General features: G+C 71.1%; 26 protein-coding genes. 13 read left to right on the top strand and 13 right to left on the bottom strand.

Annotated features, from left to right (window positions below; all coding sequences use genetic code 11):
- The first annotated feature begins 23 nt into the window (after positions 1–23).
- Entirely contained in the window at positions 24–377 is a 354-nt protein-coding gene (locus ACIBI9_RS41390) for a YkvA family protein (protein ID WP_397230865.1), read from the top strand.
- Here ACIBI9_RS41390 and ACIBI9_RS41385 read toward each other — a convergent pair.
- From ACIBI9_RS41385 to ACIBI9_RS41370, 4 genes are all read right to left on the bottom strand, one after another.
- Positions 374–1,570, bottom strand: a complete 1,197-nt coding sequence (locus ACIBI9_RS41385; protein ID WP_397230863.1) for an amidohydrolase family protein — start codon at positions 1,568–1,570, stop codon at positions 374–376. The genes ACIBI9_RS41390 and ACIBI9_RS41385 overlap by 4 nt on opposite strands.
- Positions 1,571–1,733: 163 nt before the next feature.
- Positions 1,734–2,477, bottom strand: a complete 744-nt coding sequence (locus ACIBI9_RS41380; protein WP_397230861.1) for a tyrosine-protein phosphatase — start codon at positions 2,475–2,477, stop codon at positions 1,734–1,736.
- Between the two features lie 10 nt (positions 2,478–2,487).
- The gene (locus tag ACIBI9_RS41375) at positions 2,488–3,273 is read right to left on the bottom strand and encodes an SURF1 family protein (protein ID WP_397230859.1); all 786 of its coding nucleotides are present in this window, start codon (positions 3,271–3,273) and stop codon (positions 2,488–2,490) included.
- A gap of 41 nt (positions 3,274–3,314) precedes the next feature.
- Entirely contained in the window at positions 3,315–3,782 is a 468-nt protein-coding gene (locus tag ACIBI9_RS41370; protein WP_397230857.1) for a winged helix-turn-helix transcriptional regulator, read from the bottom strand.
- A gap of 58 nt (positions 3,783–3,840) precedes the next feature.
- On the opposite strand from ACIBI9_RS41370, the gene ACIBI9_RS41365 reads away from it, so the two are divergent.
- The 3 genes from ACIBI9_RS41365 (at position 3,841) to ACIBI9_RS41355 (ending at position 5,977) form a co-directional block, all read left to right on the top strand.
- Positions 3,841–4,356 (top strand): GNAT family N-acetyltransferase, encoded by a 516-nt coding sequence (locus tag ACIBI9_RS41365; RefSeq protein ID WP_397230855.1) that lies wholly within the window; start codon positions 3,841–3,843, stop codon positions 4,354–4,356.
- On the top strand, positions 4,353–4,943 hold the full coding sequence (locus ACIBI9_RS41360) for a TetR/AcrR family transcriptional regulator (RefSeq protein ID WP_397230853.1): 591 nt from the start codon (positions 4,353–4,355) through the stop codon (positions 4,941–4,943). Before ACIBI9_RS41365 ends, ACIBI9_RS41360 begins: the two co-directional genes overlap by 4 nt.
- Before the next feature lie 74 nt (positions 4,944–5,017).
- A complete protein-coding gene (locus ACIBI9_RS41355; RefSeq protein ID WP_397230851.1) occupies positions 5,018–5,977 on the top strand; it encodes an NAD(P)-dependent oxidoreductase in 960 nt (319 codons plus the stop codon).
- 40 nt (positions 5,978–6,017) lie between these two features.
- Here the strand turns inward: ACIBI9_RS41355 and ACIBI9_RS41350 are convergent, their stop codons facing one another.
- Entirely contained in the window at positions 6,018–6,320 is a 303-nt protein-coding gene (locus tag ACIBI9_RS41350; RefSeq protein ID WP_192788942.1) for a hypothetical protein, read from the bottom strand.
- 350 nt (positions 6,321–6,670) lie between these two features.
- On the opposite strand from ACIBI9_RS41350, the gene ACIBI9_RS41345 reads away from it, so the two are divergent.
- Positions 6,671–8,062, top strand: a complete 1,392-nt coding sequence (locus ACIBI9_RS41345; RefSeq protein ID WP_397230849.1) for a methyltransferase — start codon at positions 6,671–6,673, stop codon at positions 8,060–8,062.
- Positions 8,063–8,420: 358 nt separating this feature from the next.
- Here the strand turns inward: ACIBI9_RS41345 and ACIBI9_RS41340 are convergent, their stop codons facing one another.
- The 3 genes from ACIBI9_RS41340 to ACIBI9_RS41330 all read right to left on the bottom strand — a co-directional run bounded on the left by ACIBI9_RS41340 (position 8,421) and on the right by ACIBI9_RS41330 (position 13,749).
- Positions 8,421–11,420 (bottom strand): BTAD domain-containing putative transcriptional regulator, encoded by a 3,000-nt coding sequence (locus tag ACIBI9_RS41340; RefSeq protein ID WP_397230847.1) that lies wholly within the window; start codon positions 11,418–11,420, stop codon positions 8,421–8,423.
- Between the two features lie 256 nt (positions 11,421–11,676).
- Entirely contained in the window at positions 11,677–12,321 is a 645-nt protein-coding gene (locus ACIBI9_RS41335) for a GNAT family N-acetyltransferase (protein WP_397230845.1), read from the bottom strand.
- A 180-nt stretch (positions 12,322–12,501) separates the two neighbouring features.
- Positions 12,502–13,749: a pyridoxal phosphate-dependent aminotransferase gene (locus ACIBI9_RS41330; RefSeq protein WP_397230843.1), complete on the bottom strand. Its 1,248-nt coding sequence runs from the start codon at positions 13,747–13,749 to the stop codon at positions 12,502–12,504.
- 79 nt (positions 13,750–13,828) lie between these two features.
- On the opposite strand from ACIBI9_RS41330, the gene ACIBI9_RS41325 reads away from it, so the two are divergent.
- From ACIBI9_RS41325 to ACIBI9_RS41315, 3 genes are read left to right on the top strand one after another with little or no spacing between them, the layout of a single operon-like run.
- On the top strand, positions 13,829–14,791 hold the full coding sequence (locus ACIBI9_RS41325; protein WP_397230842.1) for a LysR family transcriptional regulator: 963 nt from the start codon (positions 13,829–13,831) through the stop codon (positions 14,789–14,791).
- The gene (locus ACIBI9_RS41320; protein ID WP_397230840.1) at positions 14,788–15,498 is read left to right on the top strand and encodes a ribonuclease HII; all 711 of its coding nucleotides are present in this window, start codon (positions 14,788–14,790) and stop codon (positions 15,496–15,498) included. The genes ACIBI9_RS41325 and ACIBI9_RS41320 overlap by 4 nt, the downstream gene beginning before the upstream one ends.
- A 28-nt stretch (positions 15,499–15,526) precedes the next feature.
- A complete protein-coding gene (locus tag ACIBI9_RS41315) occupies positions 15,527–16,510 on the top strand; it encodes an LLM class flavin-dependent oxidoreductase (RefSeq protein ID WP_397230838.1) in 984 nt (327 codons plus the stop codon).
- A 32-nt stretch (positions 16,511–16,542) separates the two neighbouring features.
- Here the strand turns inward: ACIBI9_RS41315 and ACIBI9_RS41310 are convergent, their stop codons facing one another.
- The 3 genes from ACIBI9_RS41310 to ACIBI9_RS41300 all read right to left on the bottom strand — a co-directional run bounded on the left by ACIBI9_RS41310 (position 16,543) and on the right by ACIBI9_RS41300 (position 19,441).
- Complete coding sequence (locus tag ACIBI9_RS41310) at positions 16,543–16,929, bottom strand: SCO5389 family protein (protein ID WP_397230836.1); 387 nt, start codon at positions 16,927–16,929, stop codon at positions 16,543–16,545.
- A 77-nt stretch (positions 16,930–17,006) separates the two neighbouring features.
- Complete coding sequence (locus tag ACIBI9_RS41305) at positions 17,007–17,936, bottom strand: ATP-binding protein (RefSeq protein ID WP_397230834.1); 930 nt, start codon at positions 17,934–17,936, stop codon at positions 17,007–17,009.
- Between the two features lie 134 nt (positions 17,937–18,070).
- Positions 18,071–19,441, bottom strand: coding sequence for an LCP family protein (locus ACIBI9_RS41300; RefSeq protein WP_397230832.1), 1,371 nt, complete (start codon positions 19,439–19,441; stop codon positions 18,071–18,073).
- 127 nt (positions 19,442–19,568) lie between these two features.
- On the opposite strand from ACIBI9_RS41300, the gene ACIBI9_RS41295 reads away from it, so the two are divergent.
- The 4 genes from ACIBI9_RS41295 to ACIBI9_RS41280 all read left to right on the top strand — a co-directional run bounded on the left by ACIBI9_RS41295 (position 19,569) and on the right by ACIBI9_RS41280 (position 23,437).
- Positions 19,569–20,297, top strand: a complete 729-nt coding sequence (locus ACIBI9_RS41295; RefSeq protein WP_397230830.1) for a class I SAM-dependent methyltransferase — start codon at positions 19,569–19,571, stop codon at positions 20,295–20,297.
- 78 nt (positions 20,298–20,375) lie between these two features.
- A complete protein-coding gene (gene argG, locus ACIBI9_RS41290) occupies positions 20,376–21,833 on the top strand; it encodes an argininosuccinate synthase (RefSeq protein ID WP_397230828.1) in 1,458 nt (485 codons plus the stop codon).
- Positions 21,834–21,895: 62 nt separating this feature from the next.
- Positions 21,896–22,423: a flavoprotein gene (locus tag ACIBI9_RS41285; RefSeq protein WP_397230826.1), complete on the top strand. Its 528-nt coding sequence runs from the start codon at positions 21,896–21,898 to the stop codon at positions 22,421–22,423.
- A gap of 63 nt (positions 22,424–22,486) precedes the next feature.
- Positions 22,487–23,437: a serine hydrolase domain-containing protein gene (locus tag ACIBI9_RS41280; RefSeq protein ID WP_397230824.1), complete on the top strand. Its 951-nt coding sequence runs from the start codon at positions 22,487–22,489 to the stop codon at positions 23,435–23,437.
- Between the two features lie 7 nt (positions 23,438–23,444).
- On the opposite strand, the gene ACIBI9_RS41275 is transcribed toward ACIBI9_RS41280, so the two are convergent.
- Positions 23,445–24,398, bottom strand: a complete 954-nt coding sequence (locus tag ACIBI9_RS41275; RefSeq protein WP_397230822.1) for a zinc-binding alcohol dehydrogenase family protein — start codon at positions 24,396–24,398, stop codon at positions 23,445–23,447.
- Positions 24,399–24,480: 82 nt separating this feature from the next.
- Here ACIBI9_RS41275 and ACIBI9_RS41270 point away from each other — a divergent pair, with 82 nt between their 5' ends.
- The gene (locus ACIBI9_RS41270; protein ID WP_397230820.1) at positions 24,481–25,065 is read left to right on the top strand and encodes a TetR/AcrR family transcriptional regulator; all 585 of its coding nucleotides are present in this window, start codon (positions 24,481–24,483) and stop codon (positions 25,063–25,065) included.
- On the opposite strand, the gene ACIBI9_RS41265 is transcribed toward ACIBI9_RS41270, so the two are convergent.
- Complete coding sequence (locus tag ACIBI9_RS41265; protein WP_397230818.1) at positions 25,062–25,931, bottom strand: LysR family transcriptional regulator; 870 nt, start codon at positions 25,929–25,931, stop codon at positions 25,062–25,064. The genes ACIBI9_RS41270 and ACIBI9_RS41265 overlap by 4 nt on opposite strands.
- Between the last annotated feature and the right edge of the window lie 48 nt (positions 25,932–25,979).

The raw sequence follows: 25,979 nt of genomic DNA, 5'->3' as shown, positions 1-25,979 counted from the left end.
AAGCCGGGGGTAGGGGGTTCCTCATGATGGCGAAGGCAGCACGGGCAGCGGCGGCTTGGCGGACGTACCGCGAGGTGACCAAGCCGGGGTCGCCCGGCCTGATGACCAGGGTCCGGGCGATCCCGCGGATGGTCGGCGCGGTCATGCGCGGACAGTACGCGGGCATGGGCAAGAGCAAGCTCGCCATGCTCGGACTCGGCGTGGTCTACATCCTGTCACCGGTCGACGTGGTGCCCGACTTCCTGGTGATGATCGGCGTGGTCGACGACTTCGGCGTGTTCCTGTGGCTCGCGGCCACGCTGCTCGGCGAGAGCGGCCGCTACGTCGAGCACGAGCGCCACGTCATCCAGGCCAGGCTGGTCGAGGAAGAGGGCTAGATCTCCTCCATCCGCAGCCAGGCGCGTGAGGGCAGCGGGTGGCCGAAGAGGCGGGCCGCGTTGCCGTAGGCGACCCTGGCGATGTCGGCGGGCGGGAGCGTTCCGAGATTGCGGGCCACGGACTTCTGCGTGTCGGGCCAGGTCGAGTCGGAGTGCGGGTAGCCGCTCTCCTGCAGCACGTGGTCGAGCCCGACCGCGAGTCGCACGCCGGACAGCGCGTGGTCGTCGAGCGTGCCGAAGAAGAAGTTGCGGCGCAGCACCTCGCTGGGCTTGAGCCCGCCCTCCCACGACGCCTCGCCCGCGACCGGGTGGTCGAGGGCGTAGTCGGCGCGCTCGGCCAGCATGGGCAGCCAGCCCACGCCGCCCTCGACGATGAGGATGCGCAGCGCGGGGAAGCGCAGCGGCACTCCCGACCAGAGCCAGTCGGCGCAGGCGAACATTGCGCTGGTCGGCATCAGCGTGGTGATGGCCTCGATGGGCGTGTCGGGCGAGGGCACGGGCGACCACGACGAGTCGCCCGTGTGCAGGGCGACCACCGTGCCGGTCTCCTCGCAGGCGGCGAAGAACGGGTCCCAGTGGCCGGAGTGGATCGACGGCAGCCGCAGCCGGGTCGGGAACTCGGGGAAGACGACGGCCTTGAAGCCGCGGGCGGCGTTGGCGCGGATCTCCTTGGCGGCCACGTCGGGGTCGGGCAGCCAGGGGAGCTGCAGGCCGATGATGCGCTCGGGGTAGGTGCCGGCCCAGACGTCGATGTGCCAGTCGTTCCACGCCTTGACCAGGGCCAGGCCGAGTTCCTGGTCGCGGGTCCTGGCGAACGGCATGCCGGACTGCCCGGCCAGCATGCCGGGGAAGCACAGCGCGGCCCAGATGCCCGCCACGTCCATGTCCTGGACGCGGGCCTCGATGTCGTGGCAGCCGGGGCGCATGTTCTCGAACCTGATGGGGTCGAGCGTGCGCTGCTCGCGGGGCAGCCCCGCGCCCACGTCGATGCCGGCGCACGGGTATGTCGCCCCGCCGTAGCGCCAGACCTGGTGACCCGCCTCCGTCTCCACGACCTTGGGCGCGACATCGGCATATTTCTCCGGCAACCGCCCTTCGAACAGGTCGGGAGGCTCGATCAGGTGATCGTCGGCGGAGATGATCACGTAGTCGCGCCGCCTCGGGTCAGGGTCGGGGAGCAGCGGCGTAGTCACGCAGGTAACCGTACGACGGCGGGATAACGTCGAACAAGCTGCGACGTATCCGTTGGGTATCCGAGATCTTCGACCCGGGACCGCCGGGAGGGGGGCTGGCGGGCGGTCCCAGGCCAGGGATGGGCCCCTCACCTGGACGCAGCAGGTGGGACCCGGCCTGCCACTACCCCTCGGCGCCCGGTTCAGTCAGCAGGTGGTCACGTAATTCCGAAATGGTGGCCGGGGAAATGTTCAGGACTTGTGTGACATACGTCTCGATCGAGCCGTGCCGCGCCGTGAGGTCGTCGAGGAAGAGGCGCATCGCCTCGGCGGGCGCCAGGCCGAACCCCGGCCACAGGGGCGCGTCGGGGTGCCTGCTGCGCCAGCTGGCGACGAACCGGTCGGTGGCCAGCCCGGTGAGCGCGTAGTCCGCCACGATGTCGTCCTCGCCCACGCCCACCAGTGACAGGACGAGCGCGGCGAGTACCCCGGTGCGGTCCTTTCCGGCCGCGCAGTGGATCACCACGGGCGCGCTCTCGGCCCGCGCGATCGTCTCCAGGGCCGTCCTGAGGTTCGCGACGCCGTCCTCGGTCACCTCCAAGTAGCGGTTGGCGAGGTATCTCCCGACCCCGCTCTCCTCGTCGTAGACCTTGACGTCCCAGCGGCGCCCCTCGATGGGCAGGTTGTGGTAGCTCTGCCCCTCGGCGTCCGGGATGCGGCCCGCCTTCTCGACCTCGTACGGGTGCCGCAGGTCGATGACCGTACGCACGCGCAGCCCGCGGTAGGTCTTGAGATCGTCTCCGGCCAGCCAGCCGAGCGCGTCGGCCCGGTAGAGGCGCTGCCATTGGACCGTGCGCCCGTCGTGGGCGGCATATCCACCTACGTCGCGGAAGTTGAAGATGTTGGCGAACTCAATGTGGCGGATCACCCTCAACACCTTAATTGGCGGCGGTGACGGACTCCTTGGGTGAATCGCCGGACTTCCGCTCGGCCACCTCGCGCCGGATCAGCAGAACCCAGCCGGCCAGGGCGATGCCGATGAACAGCCACCACTGGACCCCGTACGCCAGGTTGAGGCCGCCTCCCGCGCCCACGTCAGGCTCGGGCACCGGGGCCGGCGCCGCGGCGGGCCGGGGCGCCTGCTCGGTCAGCTCCACGTAGCCGCCCACCAGCCGGTACGGCAGCCCCTTGCCGATCTTGTCGGCGTCGATGAGCAGCACCTGCCCGGCCGGCAGCCCGGAGCGGTCCCGGATGCCGCTGGACTCCTCGGTCTCGCTGAGCCGTAGCCGTCCGGTGACATTTACCTGTCCTGTGGGCGGAGCGGGCACCTCGGGCATGGCGTCGGCGGTGGCGCCCGCCTTGACCCAGCCCCTGTTGACGATCACCGCCGTGCCGTTGCCGGTGACGAGGGGCGTCAGGACGTAGAAGCCGTTCTGCCCCTCCTGGGGCCGCCTGCGTACGAGGAGGGCGTGGGACGGGTCGTACGTGCCCGAGACCGTGACCTTCCTGAACCGGTCGTCCTGGCGGACCTGCCGCCCCGGGGCCGCCAGCCGCTCCAGCGGCACCGGCGCGGCCTCGATGTTGGCCGTGACCCGCTCGCTGTTGGCCGACCGCTCCTCGAAGCGCCCGAACTGCCACCGGCCGAGGAACACGAAGGCGGGGATGACCAGCAGCACCACCACGTGGAGCGCGAGCCATCGGGGCGTCAGCAGGAACCGGTACACGCTTCAAGGTTAGGCACCGGAGGGGGTGCCCCTTCACGCGCCTATGCGCTTCTGAGCTGGGCCCCCGACCCGGGCATCGGGGTCACCTCGCGCGGCCCGCTCACCTCGTGGCCGTCCGCGCACCGGAAATGCTGCTCGATGGGCGCCCCGCAGTCGCGGTGGGTCAGCAGCACCGCCGGCCCGTCCTCGTCCGCCAGGTATTTGTCGCCCCAGTGCATGAGCGCGACCAGGAGGGGATAGAGGTCGCGGCCCTTGTCCGTGAGCCGGTATTCGTCGCGCTGCCGCTGGCCCGGCTCGCGGTAGGGCTCCTTGCGCAGCAGGCCCTCGTCGACCAGCCGGGCGAGCCGGGCGCTGAGCACCTGGCGGGGGGCACCGGTGATCGCCTGCATGTCGGCGAACCTCCGTACGCCGCTGAACGCCTCGCGCAGCACCAGGAAGGTCCACTTCTCCCCGACGATGTCCAGGGTGCGCTCGATCGAGCAGTTGTTCACCCGGAAGGGAACGTTCATTGCTGCATTATATCTGAGTTCATTTGACAGACTCAGCGCCGACAGGCAGGCTGAGTCTATGCAGGGAACCCAGATCCGCCCCGCGCGCCCGGACGACGAGGAACGGATCAGACGCTTCCTGGCGGGGCTGTCGCTCCACACACAGACGCTCCGCTTCTTCACCGGCGTCAGCACCCCCGCTACGGCGCTGGTGCGCACGCTGCTCGCGCTGGACGAGCGCCGCGACGCGCTCGTCGCGATCACCGAAGGGGGCGAGATCGTCGGCCACGCCATGAGCTTCAAGGGCGGCTGCGCCGACGTGGAGGTCGCCGTGGTCGTGGCCGACCAATGGCAGGGGCGGGGGATCGGGCCCAGGCTGATCGACGTGCTGCTGCTCAGGGCCTCCGTACGGGGTGCGCGGAGCGTGGGCATGGACGTGCTGGGGGAGAACCGGCGCGTCCTGAGGCTCATCCGACGGCTCTGGCCCGACGCCGAGATGAAGGTGACTTCCGGATCGGTGGAGGTGACCGCTATGATCGATCCACTCGGCCTATTTGCGGAACAAGGTTCTGTTGGCACACCATTGACAGCGTGAAGAGTGCCAAGAACGGACGCGACGGCCGTACCCGCATCATCGAGGGTGCCCTCCGCCGCTTCAGCCAGGACGGGGTCTCGGCCACCACGCTGGCCAGCCTCCGCGAGGAGAGCGGCGTCAGCGTCGGCAGCTTCTACCACCACTTCGCCAGCAAAGAGCACGTCTTCGGCGTGCTGTACGCGGAGATCCTGACCTCCTACCAGGAGGCCTTCCTCGCCGAGTTGGTCAGCCACCAGGAGGCCCGCGACGGCATCGAGGCCGTCGTGGCCCTCCACATGCGGTGGGCCGGCGAGCACCCGGAGAGGGCCAGGCTGCTGGTCAGCGAGCGGCCGCCGCGCAAGCACGAGCCGGGTGGCGCGGAGGTGGCCGAGGCCCGGCGCGGGTTCTTCCGCCAGGTCTCCGACTGGTGGCGGCCGCACATGAAGGACGGCCTGCTCCAGCCCGTCCACCCGACCATGTGCTACGTGCTGTGGCTGGGGCCCGCGCAGGAGATGTGCCGCCTGTGGTTCGCGGGCGCCCACACGCCCACGGAAGAGGAGATCAAGGGGCTGGGCACCGCCGCCTGGCAGAGCCTCCGCCAGCAATGACAGGTCGCCGCAAGGGGCCTGGCCAGCGCGGGGAGCGATGATCCGGGCACCGTCTGTGGTGTTATTGTCCACTTGTGACTCGACCTCGGGCGCTGGCACTGCCCGCTTTGCCGGAGAGCGCGCTCGCCCGCTTGGGCGAAGTAGCCGACCTGGCCGAGGTTCCCGCGCGTCCCAGCCTCGGCTTCACCGACGAGCAACTCGCCGACCTGGTCATCGAGACCGGCGCGACCGTGCTCATCACCGACGGCGACCAGGTTCGCACGTCGGTGCTCGCCCTGCCCCTCGACGTGGTGGCCGTCATGGGCCCGACCACCAGCGTGGACCTGGCGCTGGCCGCCCGGTGCGGGGTGACCGTCCTGCACGCGGCCGACCGTGACCCCGAGTCGGTCGCCGAGCTCACGCTGGCGCTGATGTTCGCCGTCAGCCGGAACATCGTGGCCGCGGACCGGGAGGTGCGCCAGGGGCGCGTCGGCAAGGTGCCGCCCGCCCAGCGCCACCGCGGCAGGCGGCTGACCGGCAGGACGCTCGGCATCGTGGGTCTGGGCCGCGTCGGCAGGGCCGTGCGCTGGCGGTGCGAGGGGCTGGGCATGCGGGTGATCACCTGCGATCCGTTCGTCCCCGAGGCCACCCACCCTCTGCCTGCCCTGCTGTCCGAGGCGGACGTGGTGTCGCTGCACATGCCGCTGACCGGTGAGACGCGGGGCTTCTTCGGCTACCCCGAGTTCGGCGCGATGCGGCCGGGCTCGATCTACCTCAACACCTCGCGCGGCGCGCTGCACGACCTGACGGCGCTGGTCGACGCGCTGCGCCAGGGCCGGGTGGGCGGCGCGGGGCTCGACCATTTCGAGGGCGAGTGGCTCGATCCGGCCCACCCCCTGACCCGCCTGCCGAACGTGGTGCTGACGCCCCGTCTGGGCGAGGCCACGGGCGAGAGCCGGGAGGAGCTGGCCGGGACGCTGGTGGAGGACATCGCCCGGCTGCTGCGCGGAGAGCGGCCCGCCCACGCCTGCATGCCTGCCCTGCCGTTCGCCTGATCCGCCGCCGGCTCCCGTGCCGCCCGGGCCGCCTGGGCCGTCACGCGGGCTGGCGGAGGCGGGTGTGGACGCGCCAGCTCGCCCGGTCGAGCGAGATGTCCAGCCGCAGGTCGCCGCGGTGCCTGCGCAGGCCGGGCACGCGTACCCGGTCGTGCACGTCGAACCTGCCCCGATGCGGATAGCCGAACCCCAGCTCGCCCGGCAGCACCCGCAGGTCGTCGCGGTTGCCGCAGCGCGGGCATGTCCAGGACACCAGGTCCATGCCGCGGTTGTAGTCGGAGCAGGCGCGGAAGTATTCGTCAGGTCCGAACCGGGACTCGCAGGCCAAGCAAGGGATCAGCATGGGTCCGCTCCTCGGGGCGACGTGGCGACTTCCCTAGAGATACCGCTCACCACTTGTCCGCCGCTTGCAGAACGCTTGGGTGTCTAAGTAACAGTATGAGCACACGGAGCGACGAGCTTTGGGGCGGAGAGCGGTAGCTTGCGTGACCAGCGGAGCCCGTGCGAGTGCGACCATCGGCTCAGAGCGACGAGCTTGGGGCGGAGGGCGGTAGCTTGCGTGACCAGCGGAGCCCGTGCGAGTGCGACCATCGGCTCAGAGCGACGAGCTTTAGGGCCGAGAGCGGAGGGCGGTAGCGGCCATCGGCGCGGTATCGGGCCATGCGGGAGAGTCCGTGGTGAAAGGATGGACTTGTGGAACGACTGCGCCATCACCTCCTGGAGACCGACTACACGATCGACGGCGTACGCGAGCGGCTGGGCAGCATGGCGGCCTCGGCTCTGGCCAGGGAGGAGCTGGTGCCGGCCCTGCGCGCCACCGCCGACCTCGATCCGCCGGCGGCGTTGATCAGGCTGTTTTGGCTCGGCGTTCCCGTCCCCGCCGCGTCCCTCGCCCCGGAGGTCCTCGACTCGGGGCTGGTCAGGGCCGACGGCGACCAGGTGAGCGCGACCGTGCACCTGCAGCCCTGGGAGACCGGCGGCTACCTCGTCTCCGACCGCAAGGTGCGCCCCGGCGACCCGGCGCTGCGTTCTGATCACGTGGTCGGGGCCGGCGGCGCCTCGGCCAACCTGGCCCAACTCGCCACCCGCCGCCCGGTGGGGCGCGCGCTCGACCTCGGCACCGGCTGCGGCGTGCAGGTGCTGCACCTGGCCGGGCGGGCCGAGCACATCGTGGCCACCGACGTGAACCCGCGGGCCGTCGAGCTGGCCAGGCTGAGCTGGGAGCTGTCCGGCATCTCCGGCGTGGAGGCACGTACGGGGTCGATGTTCGAGCCGGTCGAGGACGAGCTGTTCGACCTGATCGTGAGCAACCCCCCGTTCGTCATCGGCCCGGGGGGCGGGCTGACCTACCGCGAGGCCGGCGGCGACGGCTTCTGCCGCGACCTCGTACGCCGCACGCCCGGCCACCTCAACCCCGGCGGCCAGGCCCACTTCCTGGCCAACTGGCTGCACGTCGAGGGTGAGGACTGGCACGACCGCGTGGGCGGCTGGCTGCGCGAGACCGGCTGCGACGCCTGGGTGGTCCAGCGCGACGTCCAGGACCCGGCCGAATACGTCGAGCTCTGGCTCAGGGACGCCGCCGAGCAGGGCACCAAGGCGTACGCCGAGCACTACGACCGCTGGCTGGCCTGGTTCGACGAGCGGAAGGTCGAGGGCATCGGGTTCGGCTGGATCACCATGCGCAACTCCGGCACGCTCGACCCGGTCGTCCGCGTCGAGCACCTCGACCACCAGGTCTCGCTCCCGGTCGGCGACTACGTCGACTCCGTGCTCGACGCCATCGCCGCCGCGCACCGCGCCAAGGAGCTGGACACGGCGCTCCTGCGCACCGCAGACGGCCTGCTCGACGAGCGCGTCGGCCTGCCGGGCGCGGAAGACCCCATCCGCATCGTGCTGCGCCAGACGCAGGGCCTGCGCCGCAGCAGGGAGGTCGGCACGGTGGAGGCCGCGCTGGCCGGCGTCTGCGACGGCGAGCTGGCGCTCGGCCCCCTGCTCAACGTGATCGCCGAGCTGGTCGGCGACGGCGAGATCCCCGACTCCGACGCGGTCAGGCCGCTGATCGCGGAGGGCTACTTCCTGCTTTAATCGCCCGTTGATTGGACGTTGAGCGCTCGGGTGGAGGCTCATGGCCAAGACACGGACCCCGGGGGGTTCGAGGGCCGTGTCAGGTCCGGCCGGTCGTCTTGAGTGAGGCGGCTAGCCACAACGCGGAGCATCCGGATAACCGGGCCCCCTAGCGACGCGTGGTGGCGACAGATGACCGGCCGGGCTGCATCACGGACACATTCACGGCCTGATCGACAAGAAACCTGCTCATCAGACTGCCGCCCTACTGTCGGCGCCTGGTCAAGACCGTAGCGGCAGTCCATTCAGCAGGTTTCTCATCGAAGGGACAGCCTTGATCAACCATGTGTGGATGACACGTCTGGACGACGAGCTGTACTCAGGACTCGACGACGGCCCCTTCGACGGGGATGGCCTCGATCAGGGCCTTGAGGTCCCCGGCCTCGGGGGCGCCGAGCCGGGAGAAGATCGCGAACGCCTGCCGTAGGCATTCCAGGCTCCTGGTCGTGCTGCCCAGACCCCGCAGCGCCTTGCCGAGCACCGTGAGCGACAGTGCCTCGCCGTACGGGTGGCCGATCTCGCGGGAGACCACCAGCGCCTGCTCCGCGTGGCGCACGGCCTCGGGATGGCGTCCGGCGGCGATGAACGTCTCGGCCAGCCGGGAGCAGACCCGCTGCTCCCAGACGCGCTGCTTGCTGGCCCGGAAGAAGGCCAGGCACTCGGCGTGGTGGTGGACGGCCTCGGTGAGCCGGCCGACCCGGGACAGCACGATGCCGAGGTGGTAGCGGGCGCGGGCGGTCCCGGCGCCGCTGCCGATCTCGGTGAACAGGGCCAGGCCCTTCTCCGCCGCCGCGATCGCATCCGCGGGCCGGCCGAGCCCCAGGTGGTCGCGAGCCGAGTAGCTGAGCACCAGCGCCTCGCCGGCCGGCACGTCGTTCGCGCGGTAGAACCGCATGGCCGCGTCGAACAGCTCCAGCGCCTCGATGTGGCGGCGCTGCCTGCCGACGACGACGGCCAGGGCGTTCAGCACCTCGCCGGTGACGATCTTCTCGCCGCGGGCCGCGGACAGCTCGTGGACGACCCTGAAGTGGCCCTCTGCGGCCTTCAGCTGGTTGTCGGCGAACAGCACCCGGCCGAGCACGTACCGGCTGCGCAGCTCGCTGCCCTGGTCGCCGATCCGCTGCGCGGCGCTCAGCACGGCGCGCGTGCCCTGGGCGAACTCGCGCGTGTGCGTGCCCGCCTCCAGCAGCGGCTCCATCGCCACCAGCAGGTCGCCGGCGGGCAGCAGCTGCTCGCCGGCGACGGCCGACGCGGCGGCCTGGTTGATGGCCGCGAACAACGAGTCGCCCTCGGCGATCAGCCAGGCCACGGCCTCGTCCACGCTGGTGAACGACAGCCCCTCGCCGATCGTCACGATGTTGGCCGGGATCATGCTGCCCTCGTAGGCCAGGCTGTGCGCGGACTGGGCCGAGGCCAGGTAGAAGCCGAGCAGCCGGTGCAGCGCCAGCGCCTTGGCCTCGGGCCGCTCGGTCTTGTCCAGCTGGCGCCTGGCGAACAGCTTGAGCAGGTCGTGGAAGCGGTAGCGGCCTGGCGCGGGCGCCTCGAGCAGGCTCGCGTCCACCAGGGACTCCAGTACGGACTCCGCCTCGAACTGGCTCACCGACAGCACGGCGGCCGCCGCACCCGTGGAGATGTCGGGCCCCTTGGACAGCGAGAGCAGGCGGAAGGCACGCGCCTGGGCCGGTGCGAGCTGGCCGTACCCGAGCGAGAACGTGGCCTCGACGGCCAGGTTGCCCACGCGCAGCTCGTCGAGGCGGCGCTGCTCGTCGGCCAGCCTGGGCACGAGCGAGGCGACCGTCCAGGAGGGTCGCGCGGCCAGCCTGGCGGCCACGATGCGCACCGCCAGCGGCAGGAACCCGCAGGCGGCCACCACGTCCATGGCCGCGCCGTGCTCGGCCGACACGCGCTCGGCGCCGGCCACCGACGCGAACAGCGACAGCGCCTCGCCCGGCTCCATCACGTCGAGGTCGATGAGCCGTGCGGAGGGCAGGTCGGCCAGCTTTCCGCGGCTCGTCACGATGGCCGCGCACCCGGGCGAGCCCGGCAGCAGCTGGCTGACCTGCTCGGCGTCGCGGGCGTTGTCGAGCAGCACGAGGATGCGGCGGTCGGCGAGGATCGACCGGTAGAGCGCGGCGCGTTCGGGCAGCCCGTCCGGGACGATGTCCGGCGGGATGCCGAGCGCCCGCAGGAACCCGCCGAGCGCCGACTCGGGCACGGTCGCCTCGTCGGTGTAGCCGCGCAGGTCGGCATAGAGCTGGCCGTCGGGGAACAGGTCCTCGGCCAGGTGTGCGACGTGTACGGCCAGCGCGGTCTTGCCCACGCCGCCGATGCCGGAGACCGCCACCACGGGCACGCCCTCGGCCGACGACTGCGCCGACGACTGGGCCGACAGCAGCGTGCGGACCCGTACGGCGATCTCCTTGCGGCCGGTGAAGTCGTTGACGGCGGCGGGGAGCTGCGCGGGGCGCGGCAGCTGCGGGGCCTGCCGCTGCTCCGGCTCCTCCGCCGGGTCCTCGGCGGGCACCTCGGCGGCGGCCAGCGTGGGGTCGGCGGCCAGGATGCGCTGGTGCAGCGCGGCCAGCTCCGGCCCCGGCTCGATGCCGAGCTCGTCGATGAGGGCCTCGCGCGTCTCGGTGAACACGCTGAGGGCGTCGCCCTGCCGCCCGCACCGGTAGTAGGCCAGCATGAGCTGGGCGCGCAGCTTCTCGCGCAGCGGGTGGTCGGCGGTCAGCGCGATCAGCTCGGAGACGATCTTCGCGTGGTTGCCCAGCTCCAGGTCCACGTCCATGAGCGTCTCGACGATGCTGATGCGGCGCTCGACCAGCCGGTCGCGCTGGTGCTCGGAGTAGGGGCCGACGGTCCCGGCCAGCGGCTCGCCCTCGAACAGCGACAGCGCCTCGCGCAGCCCTTCGGCGGCCTCGCGCAGCCGGCCGCCCTTGCGCGCACTCTCGGATTCCTGGACGCCGCGTTCGAAGCGGATCAGGTCGAGCGAGCCGTCGGGCAGCCGCAGCGCGTAGCCCCTCCCGATGGACGTCAGCAGCTCCGGGCGGGAACGGGCGGGCCGGTCCGGCTCCAGCACCGTACGCAGCCGGGAAACGTAGGTGCGCAGGGCGCCCAGGGCCCGCGGGGGCGCTTCCTCGCCCCAGACCGCATCGATCATCTCGTTGGGGGTGACCGCATGGCCCTCGCGCAGCAGCAGCATGCCCAGGATGGAACGCTGCAGCGGAGTGCCCAGATCGAGCTCCTGGCCATCACGCCAGGCGCGGACAGGACCGAGCACGGCGAACCTCAGCCCGCCCTCGACGCTCTGACCAGCCATGCCGAATGTCTCCCAGCCAATGGAACGTTTTGTTACCAAATGATAGATCCAACGTCCTTTGTCACCTAGACTCCGGACTGATCGTTAAATGTGCCGTTGATCCGTCTTTGATCCGGTGTTGAGCGCGCCCCTGGATGCTGAAGGTCGGCTAGGCATGACTCACACCGCGGGGGCGTGTCATGTAGAGCACTCGTAGGCAGGAAAAAATACGGCCCCGCCCGAACTTTCTTGGGGCGGGGCCGTGGTGGACAGGTTCTCAGGCTGCCTCGACCAGTCCGAGCCGCAGGGCGAGCCGCTCGCGTACGAGCGGCCATTCGGAGCTCAGGATCGAGTAGAACGCGGTATCTCGGACCGTGTTGTCGGCGCCTCGGCTATCCGCTCGCCGCACCCCGTCGAAGTGTGCGCCGAGGGCCTCGATGGCGGCCCGGGACTTGGTGTTACGTACATCTGCCTTGAGGGTGATGCGGTGGACGTTCCATGTCTCGAAGGCGTGCGAGAGCATCAGGAACTTGCTCTCACGGTTGACACCTGTGCCCTGGGCACTGGCTGCCAGCCAGGTGTAACCGATGTCCGCCACGGACGGGATATCGCCCACCACACCACGTGTACCCGGTGGCCAGGGCATGGGGCCCTGCCAATACTCCAGGTGCATGAGACGGGTGGCACCGACCACGCGGTCGGTGTTCAGCCACCGGATGGCGAAGGGCATGGAGCGGCCCTCCGCCTGCTCAGCCATGGCGGCCTCCACATAGGAGACCATCTCGTCCCGGCCATCCGGGACCCGAGTGAAGGCGTAAGTGCAACGGTCTTCACTCGCCGCGGCGACGAGGTCATCGATCGCCGCGAGGCTGAGAGGTTCCAGGCGCACGGAGCGCCCGGACAAGGTGACAAGAGCGGGCATGTGCACATGATGAGGGGAAGCGGGGGTGCGCGTAACCATGCAGTTAGGAAGATCTTTTGCAGCTTTCTGCAGACGGGGTGTTGCTGCAGGTCAGCGGCCCCTTTTGAGGGATGGTAAACCCGCCCTTGGGGAAAGATTCGCCTAACTGTGACATGGTGTCGGGACGAACGCGGGACGCTGTTAACGCACCGCTCCGAGCCGCGCCGAGGCCAGCTCATTCAGACCCGTCGAAAGATAGTCCAGATTGTCGGCGATCCAGGGGAGTTGGAGGGGGTTCGGGCTGTTCAGAGCGGTCAGTCGCTCTTCGGCGGTCTCGCCGTAGAGGAGGCTCACCGCGACCCGCATCCTGGCCGCCGCCGGGTCGTCGCCGAAGGCGTGTCCGGGCAGGACGCCGATGCCGTGTTCCTCCAAGAGGATCTTGGTGATCTCGGCGGAGCCGCCGAGCCGGAGGTGGCTCAGATCGGGATAGAGGTAGAAGCCGCCCTGGGGGACGGGCACGTCGGCCCCGATCTCGGTGAACCTCTCGTGCACGGCCCTGGCGACCGTGCCGTGCAGCCGCCGGGCGAGCTCGATGCGGACCAGCAGCTCCTGCGGCTCGTCGAAGGCGTACGCCGCCGCCTCCTGCACCGGGGCCGCGGGCGCCGACCAGATCTCGCTGGCCACCGCGAGCAGGCTCCTGTGCAGCGCGTGGCTGCCCGCGGGCAGCCTGGCCACGCCGATCCGCCAGCCCCCCAGAGCCAGGCTCTTGCTCAGCCCGGTGGTGATGATCGTGCGCTCGGGCGCGAGGTCGGCAGGGGAGGTGTACGGCAGGGTGGGGTCGTGCACGACGTCGCGGTAGATCTCGTCCGAGATGATCATCAGATCGAGCTCGCGGGCGATCTCCACCAGGCGCGCGATGGTCTCCGGGCCGGCCAGGCGGCCCGTCGGGTTGTCGGGCAGCGTCACCAGCAGAGAGTTGACCGTCCTGCCCTGTGCCCTGGCCCGGCGCACCTCGCCGGCCACGAGGTCGGGGTCGGGCACTCCGCCCCCTCCTGGCGGTGCGGGCACCAGGATGGGGCGGGAGCCGACCAGCTCGGCCTGTGCGGCGTAGCTGACCCAGCTGGGCATGGGCAGGACGATGTCTCCGCCGATCGCCAGGAGCAGGCCGTACAGGAGGGACTTGCTGCCCGGTCCGCAGACGACGAGCTGGGGGTCGGTGGGGAGCCCGCGTCGTGTCCAGTAGCCCGCCGCCGCCGTCCTGAGCTCGGCCGCCCCCGCGACGGGCCCGTAGCCGTTGCGTTCGGCCGCGCCGGCCAGCCTGTCGCGCAGCGCCGGGTGGACGGGCAGCCCTGCCTCGCCGAAGGCCAGGTGGAGCACTCGTTCCCCGGCGCGCCGTCTTCGGTCGATGTCCTCATTTGCCGCCAATGTGGCGGACAACGTCACGGTCATGTTTGTCACGTTCCCAGGGTGGTTGGATGAAGGCATCGGTACAAGCGAGGCTTTTCGTGGGTAGGCATAAGGAAGACTGATGCTTGAATTGCGGCGTTTGGTCCTGATCTGCGAGTTCGCTCGTCGCGGAAGTATCGCTGCGACCGCGGCTTCGCTGGGGTACAGTCCTTCGGCCGTGTCGCAGCAACTCGTCGCGCTCGAACGTGAGACAGGCACGGCTCTCATCGACAGGACCGCGCGCAGCGCCGAGCTGACCGACGCGGGGCGGCGGCTGGTGGCGCACGCGGAGCGCATCCTGTCCATGGTCGAGGAGGCGGAGTCCGACCTGTCCGCCCACGCGGGGACACCCGCGGGGCGGGTCGTGGTCACCGCCTTCCCGACGGCCGCGGTGGCCTTCGCCCCGGCGCTGGCCCGCTCGCTGCGCCGCCACACCGAGCTGGCGCTCCGGCTGGGGCAGAGCAGGTCGGGCCGGGGCATGCGCGAGGTGCAGTCGGGCGAGGTGGACATCGCCCTCGTGGACGACTGGTACGGGCGGGTGCGCGACAACGAGAGCCTGCGGGTGTTCCCGCTGCTGCGCGACCCTCTGGTGCTGGTGGTGCCGCGCAAGCACCGCCTCGCCGATCCCGACGTGCCGGTGGACCTGCGGGAGCTGCGGGACGAGCCGTGGATGGCGACGCCCGACGGGGAGCCGTCCCGGCTGGCGGTGGACCGGCTCCTGGTGGACGTGGGCGGCACGCGGCCCACGCCGTGGGAGTTCGAGGGACTGGGAACGATCCTGTCGCTGGTGGCGAAGGGGATCGGCATCGCCGCCGTGCCCGCGCTCGCGCTGGCGGCAGGGGTGCGGGGGCTGGCGGTGCGCCAGTTCCCGGGAAACCCGGTGGGGCGCGACGTGCACGCGGTCGCCCGGAACTCGAGCGTCCACCGCCCGTCGGTGTCGGTGACGCTCCGCGCGATCCACGTGGCCGCCCGCTACCTCGCCGCCGACCTGGACCCGGTACGCCCGGCGGACCGCCACCCGCCCGGAGATCCGCTGGATGAATGACGGGGCGGCCTGGTGAGGCGATAGCGTCTGCCGTTATGGCGCCGACGTACGACATCGAGCACCTCCTGCTCTCCCAGCCGAGCACCCGCACGGTCGCGGGCATCGACGAGGTGGGCCGCGGCGCCTGGGCGGGGCCGGTCACGGTCTGCGCCGTCGTCACCGACCTGTCCGACCCGCCGTCCGGCCTCACGGACTCCAAGCAGCTCTCGGCGGCCAAACGCACCCCGCTCGCCGAGGAGCTGACCGCGTGGGCGGCCGGCATCGGCTTCGGCGAGGCCACCCACACGGAGATCGACGAGCTGGGCATGACCGAGGCCCTGCGCCGGGCCGCCAGGCGGGCGCTGGAGGCGCTGCCGGCGCGCCCGGACGCGGTGATCCTCGACGGCAAGCACGACTACATCGGCGCGCCCTGGCCGGTGCGCCTGGAGGTCAAGGGCGACTCGGCGAGCATCTCGGTCGCGGCGGCGTCCGTCCTGGCCAAGGTCCGGCGCGACGCGTACATGGGGACGATCGGCTGCGAGGAGTACGGCTTCGCCGACAACGCCGGCTACCCCTCACCCCTCCATCAGGAGGCCCTGGCCCGGCTCGGCCCCACGCCCCACCACCGGCTCTCGTGGTCCTACCTGGACGATCTCCCTCGATGGCGGCACCTCAAGCACCATCGGGACCCGCTCGTGGGTGAGGGCCAGGCCAGCCTGTTCGGCTGAACGGGGCGCATCGGGCATCATCGGGTGGGTGCGAATCGGCGTCTTCGTCATCGCGGCGCAGTTCCCCGGCCAGGAGGCCGGGCAGGTGCTGGCCGATGCCGTCGAAGTGATCGTGGCCGCCGAGGAGGCGGGGTTCGACGACGCGTGGGTCGCCGAGCATCACTTCATGTCCTACGGCGTGTGCCCCTCCGCGACCACCCTGGCGGCGGTCGCCCTCGGCAGGACCTCGCGGATCGGGCTCGGCACGGCCGTCAGCGTGCTGTCCACGCAGCATCCCGTGGCGCTGGCCGAGCAGGCGGCCATGCTGCACCATCTGTCCGGCGGGCGGTTCACGCTGGGGGTCGGCAGGGGCGGGCCGTGGGTGGACCTGGAGGTGTTCGGGACGGGGGCCGAGCGGTTCGAGCGGGGGTTCGGGGAGTCGCTCGACCTCCTGCTCGACGGGCTCTCCGGAGGTCCCGTCGCCGGTGACGGGGAGTTCTTCCGGTTCAGGGAGGTCCGGGTGGTGCCGGGCGCGAGCATGCGGCCGGTGGTCGCGTGCACCTCCGAGGCGACCGTGGGGGTGGCGGCGGAGCGGGGGCTGCCGATGCTGCTGGGGATGCACATCGGGGACGCCGAGAAGGCCGCCCTGGTCGAGGACTACGTCGCCCGCGGCGGGACCGCCACGGATCACGTGGCAGCCGGGGTGGCCTACGTGGCCGACTCCACGGCGGAGGCGGTGCGGGAGATCAAGGAGTCGCTGCCCCGGTGGCTGGGGCCGGGGCTGGCGGGGTACGTGCCGGTGGACGATCGGCCCCGACCTATGCGAAATATCCCGGCATATGTGGATTTGCTGGCCAGGATTCATCCGGTCGGGTCGGCCGAGCATTGTGCCGCGACGATCCTGCGTACCGCAGAGAACACCGGGATCGAGCGGTTCATCCTGCTGGTCGAGGGGCTGGGCGAGCATCGGCGGACGGTGGAGAACGTGCGGCGGTTCGGGGCGGAGGTGCTGCCGCTGCTGCGGGCCCGGTGACCCGGACAGAGCCGGGTCACCGGGCCGGCCGGTCAGCAGTCAACCAGCTCCGGCTTCTGGTTGAGGATCTGGGCCCTCGGGGTGACGAACTCGTGCAGGGCCTTGGTCGCCGTCGGGTCGAAGACGGCGACCCGGTGGCAGTTCTGGAAGGCCAGCCGTACTCCGAAGTGGCGCTCCAGCGCTCCGCGCATCGAGTCGCTCGCCAGGCAGCGCAGGAGCTGGCCGCGGGCTTCCTCGGACGGCGGTGGTACCTGGTTGTCGGCGAACTCGGCTCCGGTCTGCTCGCGCGCTTCAGCCAGGCCGCTGATCAGCGACCACGCGTACGGGAGCGAGTCGCGGACGCACGCCAGGAATGCCGCGTCGTCCACGTCACCGGCTCTGGCCTGGTCGAGCAGTTCGTTCGGAACGGTCAGCGACATGCTGTCTCCTCTCGAATGGGATCAATCTGACGCTAGGTGGGGATCTGTGATCCCTCCAGATGCCTGGAGGGGGGCACTCAGGGGCCGAACACGAAATCCGGGTCTATCTGTGAGGCCAGGTCGAACCCCGCCCGGTCGTTGCCCCACGCCTGGGCGTTGCGCAGGTGGAACTCCACGGTCTGCCGGCCGAAGCGCGCCCAGTCCTTCTCCTGCTCGTCGAGGGTCTTGCGGAGCACGGCCAGCGCGTCGGCGTTGACCGGCTCCAGGTCGTCGAGCGTGAAGTGGCGGCCCTGCTCCATGGCGCGGACGGCGGCGGAGTGCTCCATCCAGGTGAGCAGGTCGTCACCCACGTGCTCGCGCAGGAAGTCGACGTCGGACGGGCCGTGGACCTTGTTGCCCACCACGGCCAGCGCGACGTCGTACGCGGCGGCGTACTCGCGGTACTGCCGGTAGACGCTCACGCCCTGCCTGGTCGGCTCGGCGACGAGGAACGTCAGGTCGAACCGGGTGAACAGCCCCGAGGCGAAGGAGTCGGCGCCCGCGGTCATGTCGACCACGACGTACTCGCCGGGGCCGTCGACCAGGTGGTTGAGCAGGAGCTCCACCGCGCCGACCTTCGAGTGGTAGCAGGCCACGCCGAGGTCGTCCTCGCTGAACGGGCCGGTCGCGAGGAGACGCAGCCCCTCGGGGGTGGTCAGCGCGTACGGGTCGGCGGCCAGGTCCTCGAAGCTCAGCAGCCGGGAGCCGCGACCGGGCGGGGTGGTCTTGACCATGGCGTCGGCGGAGGGGATGCGGGGGTTGTCGCCGCGCAGCCGCTCCTTGATCTCGGTGAGGTGGGCGCCGAGCGGCTCGGGCTGCCGGTCGAGGCCGAGCACCATGGCCAGGTGCTGGTTGATGTCGGCGTCCACGGCCACCACCGGCCCGCCCTGGCTCGCCACATGTCTGGCGAACAGCGCGGACATCGTCGTCTTGCCACTGCCGCCCTTTCCGACGAACGCCACCCTCACGACCCCTCCGATGTGGATATGAAAACCGTTTCCGTTTCGGTTGTCATCATGCCACACTCCGTGCGGGGCGTGTGCGGACACGCGGAAAAGGCCACGTGGCGGGGGTTCCACGTGGCCTTTCCTGTCGAGGTGATTCAGGTGCAGGTGGCGTCGAGGTTGACCGGGGTCTCCGGGTCCGGTGTCCGCTCGGCGGCGGTGCCCGCCCTGGTCACGGGGCCGGCCTCCAGGGTCTCGGCGACCTTGCGGCGGATGAACGACCAGTCGGGGTAAGCGGTGTTGATCAGCGGCGGCACGAAGCTGAGGCTGCGGATCTTCGCGTCCTTGACCCGCCGCGCGAGGTCGATGACGGCCGGCAGCAGGTCCTGCGGGAGGTCGGTGGAGATGGCCCGCTTGGTCGCCACGGCCAGCCGTTCGAAGCTGTTGATCACGGTCATCGGGTCGGCCTGCTTGGCGAGCGCGTTGAGCAGGCACTTCTGGCGTCCCATGCGGACGTAGTCGTCGCTGTCGGTGCGCGAGCGGCCGTACCAGAGCGCCTCCTCGCCGGACAGCCTGCGGGTGCCGGCCGGCAGCAGGCCCTCGCGGTATTTGCCGTACACGATGGGCTCCTTGATCGTGACCTTCACGCCGCCCATGGCGTCGATGATCTCCGCGAAGCCCTTCATGTCCACCAGGGCGTAGTAGTCGACCCTGAGGCCGAGGATGTCGCCGATCGTCTGCTTGATCAGGATGGGCCCGCGCCGGCGCCGCTCCACGCCCGGCACCACCTCCGGGTGGTCCTCGGCGTACTGGAAGATCTCGTTGAGCAGACCGGGCGTGTCGGGGCCGGTGCCGGTGAACCCGTAGGGGAACTGGTCCCGGGCCGGGCCCTCGGGGAATTCGACGCGCTGGAGGTTGCGCGGCAGGCCGAACAGGGTGGTCGCGCCGGTCTCGGTGTCCACACTGGCCACGGTCATGCTGTCGGTACGCACGCCGGGCCGGTTGGGTGCGGCGTCGCCGCCCAGGAGCAGGAAGTTGACCCGGCGGGCGCCGTTCCACGGGTCCTGGGCCATGATGGGCGCGGTGGCGGCGGTGCTGGGGAACAGGGTGTTCACGACGTCGCGTGACAGGTACGCGAGCCTGGTGGCGTACACCGTCGGGGTCATGATGAGCCCGCAGAGCGCGAGCGTCAGCGCCGTGGTCAGAAAGCGGCCGATCCTGTCGGAGCGCGGCGGGCGTACGAGGACGAAGGACCAGACGACGACGCCGGTCCAGACGATCGCGACCGCCACCAGCACCACGGTGAACCCGGCGAGCCAGCGGGGCTGCACCGCCAGCGACAGCAGGCGAGTGCTGTACGCGGTGAACACCATGAGGATGCCGGCCAGCATCATGACATATCCGAACATGAGAGCCAGGCCGGTCTTGCGGCGCTCTGCTGCCAGGTGCGCCACCCCCCACAACAAGGACGATGCCAGCGTCAGGGCCATGCTCGCCCCCAGGCCGAATCCCCGCTCTTTCTCCGTCATGCCTGGTCAAACCCCCATTTGCGCGCCCATCCACGCCACCTTAGTAATGCGCTGTGCGGGAAAGACGGTAGGAAGGGACGGGTCAGGTCAATTCCACGTCAAGACCACCTTGAGATATAACGTGAGTGTGCGCAAGCGACACGGAAGCTACGGATTCGACGCTCCCTGGGCGCTGGTCGGCTTATCGTTCGGGGCCCTCGTGCTCCTGGCCCTGGCGTCTGTCTCGTTCCTGCTCGACATCACCGCGGCGGGCATCGCGTTCCTGTTCGGCGGGCTCTACACGCTGGCCAGCGCGGCCAGCTATCTCTACACGACGCGGCGCGGCAAGTTCGCGGTCTGGGCCGGGGAGCTCGAGCTGCTGAAGGGCGACGAGCTCCTCCTCGACCTCGGCTGCGGCCGGGGCGCGGTGCTGCTGATGGCGGCCGAACGGCTGGAACACGGCAAGGCGACCGGCATCGACCTGTGGCAGTCGAAGGACCAGTCGGGCAACCGGGAGGCCAAGGCCAGGGCGAACGCCGCGGCCGAGGGCGTCGCCGACCGCGTCGAGCTGGTGACGGGCGACATGCGCGACCTGCCGTTCGGCGACGGCGCGTTCGACGCGATCGTGTCGAGCCTGGCCATCCACAACATCCCCGACGCCGAAGGGCGCGCGCAGGCCGTGCGCGAGGCGCACCGGGTGCTGCGGCCCGGCGGGTTGATGCTGATCGCCGACTTCCAGCACACGGCCGCGTACGAGGACACGCTGCGCTCGCTCGGCGTGGTGGACGTGCGGCGGCGCGACGCGGGCTGGCGGTTCTGGTACGGCGGGCCGTGGTTCAGCACCGGCATCCTGGAGGCCAGGAAACCCACCACCTGAGCCGGCGATGCACATCGCGGCGGAAATCCGGCGGGGGGCTTTGCATGGTCATGCATCGGTGTGTATATACTTCTACTCGTGTCTAAGATGCTCACCTCCCTGCCTGTCGGTGAACGTGTCGGGATCGCCTTCTCCGGCGGCCTCGACACCTCGGTCGCGGTCGCGTGGATGCGCGAGAAGGGCGCGGTGCCGTGCACCTACACCGCCGACATCGGCCAGTACGACGAGCCTGACATCGCCTCGGTGCCCGGCCGCGCCACGGCCTACGGCGCCGAGATCGCCCGGCTGGTCGACTGCCGGGCGGCGCTCGTGGAGGAGGGGCTCGCGGCCCTGGCCTGCGGGGCGTTCCACATCCGGTCCGGCGGGCGCACCTACTTCAACACCACGCCACTCGGGCGGGCGGTCACGGGCACCCTGCTCGTACGCGCGATGCTCGACGACGACGTGCTGATCTGGGGAGACGGCTCCACCTTCAAGGGCAACGACATCGAGCGGTTCTACCGCTACGGCCTGCTCGCCAACCCCTCCCTGCGGATCTACAAGCCGTGGCTGGACGCCGACTTCGTCACCGAGCTCGGCGGCCGCAAGGAGATGTCCGAGTGGCTGCTCGCCCACGGGCTGCCCTACCGGGACAGCACGGAGAAGGCATACTCCACCGACGCGAACATCTGGGGCGCGACCCACGAGGCCAAGGCGCTGGAGCACCTCGACGCGGGCATCGAGATCGTCGAGCCGATCATGGGCGTGCGATTCTGGGACCCCGCCGTCGAGATCGCCGCCGAGGACGTCACGATCGGCTTCGAGCAGGGCCGGCCGGTGACCATCAACGGCAAGGAGTTCCCCTCCGCCGTCGACCTGGTCCTGGAGGCCAACGCCATCGGCGGCCGGCACGGCATGGGCATGTCCGACCAGATCGAGAACCGGATCATCGAGGCCAAGAGCCGGGGCATCTACGAGGCACCGGGCATGGCGTTGCTGCACGCCGCCTACGAGCGGCTGGTCAACGCGATCCACAACGAGGACACCCTGGCCAACTACCACGCCGAGGGGCGGCGGCTGGGCCGGCTGCTGTACGAGGGCCGCTGGCTGGACCCGCAGGCGCTGATGCTGCGCGAGTCGCTGCAGCGCTGGGTCGGCACGGCGGTCACCGGCGAGGTGACCCTGCGGCTGCGGCGCGGCGAGGACTACTCCATCCTGGACACGTCCGGACCGGCGTTCAGCTACCACCCGGACAAGCTGTCCATGGAGCGCACCGAGGACTCCGCCTTCGGCCCGGTCGACCGCATCGGCCAGCTGACCATGCGCAACCTCGACATCGCCGACACCCGCGCCAAGCTGGAGCAGTACGCCGGGCTCGGCATCGTCGGCCCTCAGCACCCGATGCTGATCGACGCCCCGCAGACGGCCTCGACCGAGCTGATCGGCGCGATGCCCGAGGGCGGCGCCGAGGCGATCGCCACCCGCGGTGAGCGCGGTGAGATCCCCGGCGACGACGAGCTGCTCGACCACGCCGCGATGGAGTCCGGCACCGACTGACAAGGAGAATGCCGCGGCTGCCCGGCAGCCGCGGCACCGCCGAACCCCCCGGGAGTCAACGCGTGGCCGAACCGCAGGGCGACGAGCTCTACGTCATCGTGTGCGCCGCCGGACCGGCCCCGGACGTGGGCCGGCTCGTCGCCTTGGCGCAGGAGCAGGGCCGGGCCGTCCAGGTCGTCGCCACTCCGTCGGCCCTCGACTTCATCGACGTGGCCGCCCTGGAAGCCCAGACCGGCCGGCCCGTCCGCAGCCGCTATCGCAAGCCGCACGAGCCCAAACCCCCTCGACCGGGCGCGATCATCGTCGCGCCGGCCACGTACAACACGGTCAACAAGTTCGCCCGGGGCATCGCCGACACCTACGCCCTGGGCCTGCTGGCCGAGGCGCCCGGGCTCGGGATCCCCGTCGTCGTGCTGCCCTTCGTCAACAGCGCCCTGGCCGCCCGCCGGCCCTTCCTGCGCAGCATCGACGAGCTGCGTGGCGAGGGCGTCCGGGTCGTGTTCGGCGGGCCGCGGCAGATCGCGACGGACGAGCCGGACGCCGGCGCCCACCGCTTCCCCTGGGAACGCGCGCTGTCGGAGCTGTCCTAGAGCTTGCACCTGACACCGTGTGAGGCGGTATGCCAGGGTGTGCCGACTTTCAGGAGGAACATCATGGCAATGGCTGAGCGGGTCGACGAGATCCTGCGCGCCGGCAAGGCGCCGAACTTCCACGGCCTCGTGGTGATGCGAGGCGGGGAGATCGTGCTGGAGCGTTACGGCGCCGGGCCGGACCACCGGCTGGGCGACTCGCTGGGGCACGTCGAGTTCGACCGGGACACGCTGCACGACCTGCGGTCCGTGTCCAAGAGCATGGTGGCGCTGCTGTACGGCATCGCGCTGGGCGAAGGGCTCGTGCCGGAGCCGGGTGCGGCCCTGATGGCCCAATTCCCGCAATATCCGGATCTGGTGGCGGACCCGGAGCGCGCTCATCTCACCGTCGAGCACGCGCTGACCATGACCCTCGGCCTCGAATGGGACGAGAGCGCCCCCTACACCAGCCCGGCCAACAGCGAGATCGCGATGGAGCTGGCGCCCGACCGGTACCGGTACGTGCTGGAGCGGCCCGTCGTCGAGGAGGCGGGAAAGCTCTGGCACTACTGCGGCGGCGCCACCGCCCTGCTCGGCGGCCTGATCGCCCGCGGGGCCGGCAGGCCGCTGGAGGAGTACGCCGCGACCGCGCTCTTCCGCCCGCTCGGGATCGACGCGTTCGAGTGGTCGAAGGGAGAGCACGACACGGTGAGCGCCGCGGCGGGCCTGCGGCTGCGGCCGGTCGACCTGGCCGCCGTCGGTCAGCTGGTGCTCGACGGCGGCCGGGGCATCGTGCCGGGTGAGTGGCTTCGGGAGCTGGTGCGGTCGCGGGTGGTGATCCACGACGGGTTCGAGTACGGCTACCAGTGGTACCTGAACACCGGTGACCGCCGCTGGGTCGGCGGCCTCGGGAACGGCGGTCAGCGCCTGCTCGTCCTGCCCGAGGAGGAGCTGGTGGTGGCGTTGACGGCCGGCGACTACGACCAGGGCGGCGACAGCTCCACGGCCGTGCTCGAAGCGGTCCTCGCCTCCTGACGGTTCCTTACGGAACCAGCAGGATCCGGCCGGTGACCGCGCGGCTCTCCAGGAGGCGGTGGGCCTGCGCGGCCTCCTCCAGCGGCAGCGTGCGGTCGATGTAGGCGACGCTGCGCCCGGAGGCGAGCCTGTCGAGCATTGCCGGATAGTGCGTCCCGAACACCTCCCCGGCCCAGCCGGGGCCGCTGCACCCGACGATCGCCACCCCGCGCTCCATGAGGTCGGCGGCCGTGACGGCGGCGGGCTCGCCGGTCAGCAGCCCGTAGTACAACATCCGGCCGGTGCCGGGGGTGAGGTGGTCGAGCACCCGCCTGGCCGTCGTGCCGCCGATGGCCTCGAACACCACGTCCACCTCAGGCAGCTCCCCGGGCCAGCCGGCCGGGCCGTGGTCGAGCACGAGGTCGGCGCCCAGCTCGGCGGTCCGGTCCCGCTTGGCGGCCGAGCCGGCGGTGGCGATCACCCGCCCGGCCCCGAACTCCTTCGCGTGCCGCACCAGGTACGTCCCCACCGAGCTGCTGCCCGCCTCGACCAGCACGGTCTCCCCGCCGGCGAGGCGCGCCTTGTGCAGCAGGGCGAGGGCTATCGCGCCGGGCGCCCCCGCGGCCAGCGCCTGGGCCGGTGTCACGCCGTCCGGCACCGGTGCCGTCATGGCGGCCGGGAGCACGGCGTACTCGGCGTACGAGCCGACCCCGCCGGTGATCCCCACGATCGTGCTCCCGAGCAGCTTCGCGTCCACCCCCTCGCCCACCTCGACCACCTCGCCGGCCGCCTCCGCGCCGATCACGGCGGGCAGCGGCAGCGGGAACGGCAGCGTCCCCGCCCGGATCTGCGTCTCGGCGTAGCTGACGCCGACGGCCTGGGTGCGGATGAGGACCTGGCCCTCGCCTGGGCGGGGGCGCGGCAGGTCCGCGACTTCGAGCCGTTCGGGGCCGCCCTTTTCTGACAGGACGATCGCGCGCATGCTTGAGCTCCTCTAACTGAACCGATGGTCCAGTTAATATATGGACCACTGGTCAAGTTTGTCCATGGGAAAGAATGACCGGATGGAACGTCGAGAGCGGGCCGACGCCGCGCGCAACAGGCAGGCCATCCTGCGGGCGGCCGAGGAACTGCTGCGGCGGCACCCGCCCGAGCAGGTCTCGGTCGAGCGGGTGGCGGCGGCCGCCGGCGTGGGCAAGGGGACGGTGTTCCACCGGTTCGGGAGCCGTACGGGGCTCATGCTCGAGTTGATGAGCGAGCGGGCGCGCGAGTTCGAGCAGGCGTTCACCGAGGGGCCGCCGCCGCTCGGGCCGGGTGCGGAGCCGGTCGAGCGGCTGGTCGCGTTCTTCGCGGACCTGGCCGTGCTGGCGGCGCGCAACGGCAACCTGGTGAGCGCCATCGAGCATGCCAGGGTCACGACGAAGGCCCACGGCGAGCAGCCCAGGCAGGAAAATCCGATCTACCTGTCCTGGCACCGGCACGTGTCCCGGCTGATCGCCGAAGGGCGGCACGACGTGGACGCCGAGGAGATCGCCCACATGCTGCTCGGCACGCTGCACATGGAGCCGATCGCGAGCCAGCTGCGGGCCGGGCAGCACGAACGGCTCGCCGCCGGCTTCGCCGACCTGGTCAGAGGGCTGCTGCGTTAGAGGGGCAGGTGGGGGATCGCCGCGTGGAAGGCGGCGACGGCCGCCCTGATCGCCGGGTGCTCGCCGTTTCCCTTCCGGAACGCCGCGAGCGTGCGGCGGCTCAGCGGCAGGCGGGTGAGCGTCACCCCGTCCGGCGGGTCGATCGCCGCCAGGTGCGGTACGAGCGCGACCCCCTGCCCGGCGGCGACGAAGGCGAGCACGGTGTCGAAGTCGTCGATGTGGTGCCGTACGAGCGGCTCGAACCCGGCCGCCTGGCACGCCCGGATCGCCATGGTGTGGCAGAGGGTGCCCGGCCTGTCGGTGATCCACGAGTCGGCGCGGGCGTCGGCCACGGAGGGCCGGTCGGTCAGGTACATCGGCTCGCTGTACAGCGGCTCCGTCTCGATGGACGCGTCCGTCACGGGCGGCACGAAGTCGTACTCGTGCACGAGCGCCACGTCCAGCTCACCTGCCCGCAGCGCGGCCGAGACGTCGGCGGGGTCGATCTCGGAGACCATCGGCACCAGCCCCGGATGCGCCCCGGTCAGGCCGACGAGCGCCGGGGGCAGGAGCACGCGGGCCGCCGTCGGGAACGCGCCGATCCGCAGCGGCCCCGAGGGCCCGCCACGCGCGGAGGCGAGCGCCGCCGACGCGCGTTCGAGCTGCTCCAACACGGCGTGCGCGTGCTCGACCAGCAGGTGTCCGGCGGGCGTCAGCGCCACGGTACGGCCGGTGCGCTCCAGCAGCGGCACGCCCGCCTCCCGCTCCAGGGCGCTGAGCTGCTGGGAGACGGCCGAAGGCGTGAACGTCACCGCCTCCGCGACCGCGGCGATGGTGCCGCGCCTGGCGAGTTCGCGGAGGAGGTGGAGCTTGCGCGGGTCGAGCATAAGCTCAGCTTAATCTCAAACGAAGAAATCCGCGCTGGACCTAACGGG

This window comes from Nonomuraea sp. NPDC050451, from assembly GCF_044458585.1.
This window is presented reverse-complemented; position numbering and strand designations above follow the sequence as displayed.

Bases quoted from the DNA above. Each gene is read 5' to 3' on its own strand.
- ACIBI9_RS41265 (WP_397230818.1), bottom strand. From the start codon at position 25,931: ATGCTCGACCCGCGCAAGCTCCACCTCCTCCGCGAACTCGCCAGGCGC.
- ACIBI9_RS41330 (WP_397230843.1), bottom strand. From the start codon at position 13,749: ATGACCGTGACGTTGTCCGCCACATTGGCGGCAAATGAGGACATCGAC.
- ACIBI9_RS41280 (WP_397230824.1), top strand. From the start codon at position 22,487: ATGGCAATGGCTGAGCGGGTCGACGAGATCCTGCGCGCCGGCAAGGCG.
- ACIBI9_RS41300 (WP_397230832.1), bottom strand. From the start codon at position 19,441: ATGACGGAGAAAGAGCGGGGATTCGGCCTGGGGGCGAGCATGGCCCTG.
- ACIBI9_RS41350 (WP_192788942.1), bottom strand. From the start codon at position 6,320: ATGCTGATCCCTTGCTTGGCCTGCGAGTCCCGGTTCGGACCTGACGAA.
- ACIBI9_RS41275 (WP_397230822.1), bottom strand. From the start codon at position 24,398: ATGCGCGCGATCGTCCTGTCAGAAAAGGGCGGCCCCGAACGGCTCGAA.
- ACIBI9_RS41335 (WP_397230845.1), bottom strand. From the start codon at position 12,321: ATGCCCGCTCTTGTCACCTTGTCCGGGCGCTCCGTGCGCCTGGAACCT.
- ACIBI9_RS41320 (WP_397230840.1), top strand. From the start codon at position 14,788: ATGACGGGGCGGCCTGGTGAGGCGATAGCGTCTGCCGTTATGGCGCCG.
- ACIBI9_RS41365 (WP_397230855.1), top strand. From the start codon at position 3,841: ATGCAGGGAACCCAGATCCGCCCCGCGCGCCCGGACGACGAGGAACGG.
- ACIBI9_RS41310 (WP_397230836.1), bottom strand. From the start codon at position 16,929: ATGTCGCTGACCGTTCCGAACGAACTGCTCGACCAGGCCAGAGCCGGT.
- ACIBI9_RS41270 (WP_397230820.1), top strand. From the start codon at position 24,481: ATGGAACGTCGAGAGCGGGCCGACGCCGCGCGCAACAGGCAGGCCATC.
- ACIBI9_RS41370 (WP_397230857.1), bottom strand. From the start codon at position 3,782: ATGAACGTTCCCTTCCGGGTGAACAACTGCTCGATCGAGCGCACCCTG.
- ACIBI9_RS41325 (WP_397230842.1), top strand. From the start codon at position 13,829: ATGCTTGAATTGCGGCGTTTGGTCCTGATCTGCGAGTTCGCTCGTCGC.
- ACIBI9_RS41390 (WP_397230865.1), top strand. From the start codon at position 24: ATGATGGCGAAGGCAGCACGGGCAGCGGCGGCTTGGCGGACGTACCGC.
- ACIBI9_RS41340 (WP_397230847.1), bottom strand. From the start codon at position 11,420: ATGGCTGGTCAGAGCGTCGAGGGCGGGCTGAGGTTCGCCGTGCTCGGT.